The sequence below is a fragment of the Mesorhizobium sp. M4A.F.Ca.ET.050.02.1.1 genome (assembly GCF_003997725.1).
Taxonomy (GTDB): domain Bacteria; phylum Pseudomonadota; class Alphaproteobacteria; order Rhizobiales; family Rhizobiaceae; genus Mesorhizobium.
This window is the reverse complement of sequence record NZ_RZSG01000342.1, coordinates 1-6,123: the sequence shown is the minus strand read 5'-3', so window position 1 is coordinate 6,123 and position 6,123 is coordinate 1. Positions and strand designations below refer to the sequence as shown.

General features: G+C 63.4%; 8 protein-coding genes. 6 read left to right on the top strand and 2 right to left on the bottom strand.

Annotation, left to right across the window (positions count from 1 at the left end; genetic code table 11):
* Both EOA33_RS20890 and EOA33_RS20885 read right to left on the bottom strand, forming a co-directional pair.
* The coding region (locus tag EOA33_RS20890; protein ID WP_281033535.1) for a DNA gyrase modulator at positions 1 to 235 on the bottom strand (235 nt) is incomplete at its 3' end.
* A 129-nt stretch (positions 236 to 364) separates the two neighbouring features.
* Positions 365 to 913: an invasion associated locus B family protein gene (locus EOA33_RS20885; protein ID WP_127406457.1), complete on the bottom strand. Its 549-nt coding sequence runs from the start codon at positions 911 to 913 to the stop codon at positions 365 to 367.
* A 378-nt stretch (positions 914 to 1,291) separates the two neighbouring features.
* Between EOA33_RS20885 and coxB the strand changes: the two genes are divergently transcribed.
* From coxB to EOA33_RS20855, 6 genes are all read left to right on the top strand, one after another.
* Positions 1,292 to 2,158, top strand: coding sequence for a cytochrome c oxidase subunit II (gene coxB, locus EOA33_RS20880; protein ID WP_245482397.1), 867 nt, complete (start codon positions 1,292 to 1,294; stop codon positions 2,156 to 2,158).
* Positions 2,159 to 2,195: 37 nt separating this feature from the next.
* A complete protein-coding gene (ctaD, locus tag EOA33_RS20875; protein ID WP_127406455.1) occupies positions 2,196 to 3,848 on the top strand; it encodes a cytochrome c oxidase subunit I in 1,653 nt (550 codons plus the stop codon).
* Between the two features lie 78 nt (positions 3,849 to 3,926).
* Positions 3,927 to 4,871 (top strand): heme o synthase, encoded by a 945-nt coding sequence (locus EOA33_RS20870; protein ID WP_127406454.1) that lies wholly within the window; start codon positions 3,927 to 3,929, stop codon positions 4,869 to 4,871.
* Between the two features lie 2 nt (positions 4,872 to 4,873).
* Complete coding sequence (locus tag EOA33_RS20865) at positions 4,874 to 5,035, top strand: hypothetical protein (RefSeq protein ID WP_126055920.1); 162 nt, start codon at positions 4,874 to 4,876, stop codon at positions 5,033 to 5,035.
* A 2-nt stretch (positions 5,036 to 5,037) separates the two neighbouring features.
* Positions 5,038 to 5,667 carry a cytochrome c oxidase assembly protein gene (locus EOA33_RS20860; RefSeq protein WP_126055919.1) on the top strand — a complete coding sequence of 210 codons (630 nt, stop codon included), beginning with the start codon at positions 5,038 to 5,040 and terminating at the stop codon, positions 5,665 to 5,667.
* Between the two features lies 1 nt (position 5,668).
* A partial coding sequence (locus EOA33_RS20855; RefSeq protein ID WP_190234320.1) for a cytochrome c oxidase subunit 3 occupies positions 5,669 to 6,123 on the top strand: 455 nt, incomplete at its 3' end.

Genomic DNA, 6,123 nt, shown 5'->3' with positions numbered 1-6,123 from the left:
CCGAAAGATCGCTCGAATGCGCATAGCCGCTGGCCTCGCCGGCGACAGCGCGCAATCCGAAACCCTGGTCGGTGTTGAAGTTCGCGGTCTTCAGCCGGCCATTGTCGAACATCAGCGCCTCGCTTTCGCTGTATTCGAGGAACAGTTCGCCATCGTCGGCGCCGTTGATGGTCTCGGCGACGATCTTCTTCAGGCGATCGCCGGAAATGTCGAATTGGCCGATCAGGCTGTTCATGGCAGGTCCGTCCGCGGGAGGATTGGTCGTTCCCCCATGTAGGGGCGAAGGCGCGCCGAGACAATCGGCAACAGGCCCGATCACACCGGTGTCAGGCCACCGCCGTCGTCGCAGCCTGCCCGGCTAGGATCAGGGGAGCGCGGCAAAACCGTCGGCGAAACCCTTGAGGTCGACAGGAATGCCGATGCCTTCTTCCGGCGTCTGGAAGACGATGAAGGTGGCCGAGGTGCCGGTCTTCAGCGTGTCGAGGAGCGGCTTTTCGAGGATCACCTCGGCATAGCAGCCGTCCTGGAAGCAGCGTACGAAATAGGCCCGCCCGATGTCCTTGCCATCGACATTGAGGCCAAGCCCGTTGGGCAGGAGAACGCCGAGCGGGGCCAGCACACGCAGGATCTCCGCCTTGTTGTCGGCGGTGCGCAAAACGACCACCGACAGCCCCATCTCCGGCCGGTCCTCGGCGACGACGTTCTGCATCATCACGCATTGCTCCGACGTCGCGCCGGCCGGCGTGTCGCAGATGATCGACCACGCGCCATGCGTCGAGCGCACAGTGCCGCTCGGCTGCTGCGCAGCATTGGCCTGTGCGGCGTACGATGCGCCCGTGCCGGACAGGCAGGCGCCAAGCAAGGCGGCGAGAAAGATGACCTTCGCCAAGGTTCTCGAAAGCCAGGGTCTCATGACGGCTCCATTGCGAATCACGGCACTTTGAAGCCGAGCGACAGCCAAGTAAAGGACGAGACCGCCGCCAGCCCGCCCGGACATGGGCAATTCAGCGCTTTTCCAAGCCAAATTCGCCCGAATTGCGACCGTGCGGCGCGCGGGTCCGGAGCGTTCACTGCCGATCACGCGCCGGTGATCGGCAGAGGCCGCTTTGCCGTCCCGAAGGCGTGGTCGCACTTGCGCGCAAAAATGCCGCACGGTTTCCTCCGCTCCTTTCTTGCGGAGGCAATTAGAGTATGGTTTGAACCAGCCTTGGGACTGTCCGGGATTCCCGTCCCGGCGCTATTCGATATTCTTGCGCATACGGCCGCGAGAAAATGGGAGATGATGAGGGCGATGAGAAAATTCCTAGCAAGCGCCGCTGCCGCCGTCGCTGTCTTTGCCGGCGCATCCGCCCATGCGGCCCAGCCGCAGCCCTGGGAGATGACCTTCCAGCCCGCCGTCACAGACATCATGCGGCAGGTGACCTGGTTCGAGCACTACACGCTGTGGTTCATCGTGCCGATCACGCTGTTCGTGCTGTTCCTGCTCGCCTATTGCATCCTGAAGTTCCGCGCCAGCGTCAATCCGGTGCCGTCGCGCACCAGCCACAACACGCTGATCGAGGTGATCTGGACGGTCGGGCCGGTTGTCATCCTGCTCTGCCTGGCCATCCCCTCGTTCCAGCTGCTCACCGCGCAGTACACGCCGCCGGAGGAAGCCAAGCTGACGCTCAAGGCGACCGCCAACCAGTGGAACTGGGACTACGAATACCAGCTCGACAAGACGCTCTCCTTCAACTCCGCTATCCTCCAGGACGCCGACCGCGCCGCCGCCGGCAAGGAAGACCGCAAGCTCTATCCGCGCTTGCTCGCCGTCGATAACGAACTGGTCGTGCCGGTCAACACCATGACCCGCGTCCTGGTGACGGCGACCGACGTGATCCATGCCTTCGCCATGCCGTCCTTCGGCGTCAAGACCGACGCCGTGCCCGGCCGCATCAACGAGATCTGGTTCAAGGCCGAGAAGGAAGGCCTCTACTACGGCCAGTGCTCGGAGCTGTGCGGCAAGGACCACGCCTTCATGCCGATCGCCATCCGCGTCGTCTCCGACGCGCAGTACAACACCTGGCTGGCCGCAGCCAGGGCCGACCTGCCCGGCGCCAACAAGGCGCTGATGGCCGAGGTCGATGCTCAAGACAAGGTAGCGGCTGCCGGCAACTGATGCCGCGGCCAGGAAAGATCAGGGAACGGAGCGGAACATGGCAGAGGCTGCAGCTCACGACGATCACGACCACAAGCCCTATCATGGCTGGGTCCGCTGGGTCTATTCGACCAATCACAAGGACATCGGCACGCTCTATCTGATCTTCGCGATCTGCGCCGGCATCATCGGCGGCGCGCTGTCGGTCGTCATGCGCATGGAGCTGCAGGAGCCGGGCATCCAGATCTTCACCGGTCTGGCGCAGATGGTCTACGGCATGAGCGGCGACGCGGCGCTCGACGGCGGCAAGAGCATGTACAATGCCTTCACCACCGCACACGCGCTGATTATGATCTTCTTCATGGTCATGCCGGCGCTGATCGGCGGCTTCGCCAACTGGATGGTGCCGATCATGATCGGCGCGCCGGACATGGCCTTCCCGCGCATGAACAACATCTCCTTCTGGCTGCTGCCGCCGGCCCTGATCCTGCTGCTCACCTCGATGTTCGTGCCGAGCGCGCCGGGCGCCTTTGGCGTCGGCGGCGGCTGGACGATCTATCCGCCGCTGTCGACATCCGGCCAGCCTGGACCGGCCATGGACCTGGCGATCCTGTCGCTGCACATCGCCGGCGCCTCCTCGATCCTCGGCGCCATCAACTTCATCACCACCATCTTCAACATGCGCGCGCCGGGCATGACCCTGCACAAGATGCCGCTGTTTGCCTGGTCGGTGCTGATCACCGCCTTCCTGCTGCTTTTGTCGCTGCCGGTCCTGGCCGGCGGCATCACCATGCTGCTCACCGACCGCAATTTCGGCACCACCTTCTTCACGCCGGATGGCGGCGGTGACCCGATCCTGTTCCAGCACCTGTTCTGGTTCTTCGGTCACCCGGAAGTCTACATCCTGATCCTGCCGGGCTTCGGCATCGTCAGCCACATCGTCTCGACCTTCTCGAAGAAGCCGGTGTTCGGCTACCTCGGCATGGCCTACGCCATGGTCGCGATCGGCGCCGTCGGCTTCATCGTCTGGGCGCACCACATGTACACGACCGGCCTGTCGCTCGACACGCAGCGCTACTTCGTCTTCGCCACCATGGTCATCGCGGTGCCGACGGGCGTGAAGATCTTCTCCTGGGTCGCCACAATGTGGGGCGGGTCGATCTCGCTGAAGACCCCGATGCTGTGGGCGATCGGCTTCATCTTTCTGTTCACGCTGGGCGGCGTCACCGGCGTCCAGCTCGCCAATGCCGGTCTCGATCGCCCGCTGCACGACACCTACTATGTCGTCGCGCACTTCCACTACGTGCTGTCGCTCGGCGCCGTCTTCGCCATCTTCGCCGGCTGGTATTACTGGTTCCCGAAGATGACCGGCTACATGTACTCGCCCGTCATCGCCAACACCCACTTCTGGGTCACCTTCGTCGGCGTCAACCTGATCTTCTTCCCGCAGCATTTCCTCGGCCTGTCGGGCATGCCGCGCCGCTACATCGACTATCCGGATGCCTTCGCCGGCTGGAACATGGTGTCGTCCTACGGTTCCTACATTTCGGCCGTCGGCGTCGTGATCTTCCTTTATGGCGTGTTCGAGGCGTTCCAGAAGAAGCGGGTGGCCGGCGCCAATCCGTGGGGCGAGGGTGCGACCACGCTCGAATGGCAGCTGCCGTCGCCGCCGCCGTTCCACCAGTGGGAACAGTTGCCGAAGATCAAGTAGGCGGCGGTTCCGCGCGAATACGAGACCGCCGGCTCGTCCGGCGGTTTTGGCCAACGGAATGATGGACTTTAAGTACGCATGGCCCTTGTCGACGAGAGATTGATTGACGAAGCGGGCTTTCGCATGTCGGAAGCGACGGCGGGCGATTTCTTCGCTCTCCTGAAGCCGCGCGTCATGTCGTTGGTGGTGTTCACCGCCTTTGTCGGCCTGGTCGCGGCGCCCGTCACCATCAATCCGCTGCTGGCGGTGATCGCCATCCTGTCGATCGCTATCGGCGCTGGCGCTTCCGGCGCGCTCAACATGTGGTACGACGCCGACATCGATCGGGTGATGACCAGGACCAAAGACCGTCCGGTTCCGGCCGGCCGCGTCACGCCTGGCGAAGCGCTGAGTTTCGGCCTGGTGCTGTCGGTGCTGTCGGTGATGACGCTGGGCGTGCTGGTCAACTGGCTGTCGGCCGCGCTTCTGGCCTTCACGATTGTCTTCTACGCCGTCATCTACACCATGTGGCTGAAGCGCTGGACGCCTCAGAACATCGTCATCGGCGGCGCCGCCGGGGCCATCCCGCCCGTCATCGGCTGGGCGGCAGTGACCGGCAATATCAGCCTGGAAAGCCTGATCCTGTTCCTGATCATCTTCCTGTGGACACCGCCGCATTTCTGGGCGCTCGCGCTCTTCAAGTCCGAGGACTATCAGCGCGCCGGCATCCCGATGATGCCGAATGTCGCCGGACAGGCATCCACCAGGCGCCAGATCTTCGCCTATTCGCTCATCCTGGCGCCCGTCGGAGTGCTGCCCTGGGCGCTCGGTTTCACCACGGTCGCCTATGGGGCCGTCGCCGCCGTGCTTGGCGCCGGCTTCGTCTGGTATGCCTGGAAGGTGCTTGGCATGGCCGCCGACGATCGCGCCATGAAGCCGGCCAAGGCTTTGTTCGCCTATTCGTTGCTCTACCTCTTCGCCATCTTCGCCGCCTACCTCGCCGACTGCGTGGTCGGGCGCGCGCTCGCCATGGGGGGGATTTGATCGTGGCCGACAAGAACCTTGAGCTCGTCACGCTGACCGAACGCCAGCAGAAGGCACGGCGCAGCCGCTCGGTCGCCATCGGCGTTGCGCTGGCGGTGCTCGTCGTCATCTTCTATATCGCCACCATTGTGAAGTTCGGCCACAACCTCTCGGGGACGATGTGACGATGGCGCGCGAAACAATCACCGACCCCACCAAGAAGAACACCAACCGCGTCGTCGCCGGCGTCTGCATCGCCTTCTTTGCCGGCATGATCGGCATGGCCTATGCCGCAGTGCCGCTCTACACCATGTTCTGCCAGGCCACCGGCTATGGCGGCACTGTCAAGCGCGCCACTCAGCAATATGCCGACCGCGTGCTCGACCGCGACATCACCGTCCGCTTCGATGCCAACACCGCTGGCGTTCCGTGGGAGTTCCAGCCGGTCGCCCGCTCGGTCACCATCAAGATCGGCGAGACGGTGGAGGCACATTACAGCGCCACCAACAAGTTCGACCGTCCCTTTACCGGCCGCGCCACTTTCAACGTGCAGCCGGAACTGGCCGGTCCCTACTTCAACAAGGTGGAGTGCTTCTGCTTCACCGACACGACGCTGAAGCCCGGTGAATCGCTGGACATGCCGGTCGTGTTCTATGTAGATCCCGATATCGTCGACGTGCCGGAACTGAAGGACTTGAAGACCATCACCCTGTCCTACACCATGTTCCCGGTCGACAAGAACAAGCCCGTCGCATCGTCGGCGCCGGCCCAAAGCACCAACAAAGTTCCGAATACCGAAGCAAGCCTCGGGGGTTGATATGGCAGACGCACACGCAAAACCACAGCACGACTACCATCTCGTCGACCCCAGCCCGTGGCCGTTCCTTGGCTCCGTCGGCGCGCTGGTGACCGCCATCGGCGGCGTCTGCCTGATGCAGTACCTGAAGGCCGGCAGCTTCCCGATCTTCGGCCATAACATCGCCAATCCCTGGCTATTCTTCATCGGCCTCCTGATCGTGATCTACACCATGTTCGCCTGGTGGTCGGACACCATCAAGGAAGCGCATGAGGGCCATCACACCCGCGTCGTGTCGCTGCATCTGCGCTACGGCATGATCATGTTCATCGCCTCCGAGGTGATGTTCTTCGTCGCCTGGTTCTGGGCTTTCTTCGATGCCAGCCTGTTTCCGGGCGAGACGCAGCAATATGCCCGCACCGCCTTCACCGGCGGCGTCTGGCCGCCGAAGGGCATGGAGGTCCTCGACCCGTTCCA

What these genes read in the sequence shown, in the direction of transcription:
- ctaD (WP_127406455.1), top strand. Translation starts at nt 2,196, where the DNA reads ATGGCAGAGGCTGCAGCTCACGACGATCACGACCACAAGCCCTATCAT.
- EOA33_RS20870 (WP_127406454.1), top strand. Translation starts at nt 3,927, where the DNA reads ATGGCCCTTGTCGACGAGAGATTGATTGACGAAGCGGGCTTTCGCATG.
- coxB (WP_245482397.1), top strand. Translation starts at nt 1,292, where the DNA reads ATGAGAAAATTCCTAGCAAGCGCCGCTGCCGCCGTCGCTGTCTTTGCC.
- EOA33_RS20860 (WP_126055919.1), top strand. Translation starts at nt 5,038, where the DNA reads ATGGCGCGCGAAACAATCACCGACCCCACCAAGAAGAACACCAACCGC.
- EOA33_RS20885 (WP_127406457.1), bottom strand. Translation starts at nt 913, where the DNA reads ATGAGACCCTGGCTTTCGAGAACCTTGGCGAAGGTCATCTTTCTCGCC.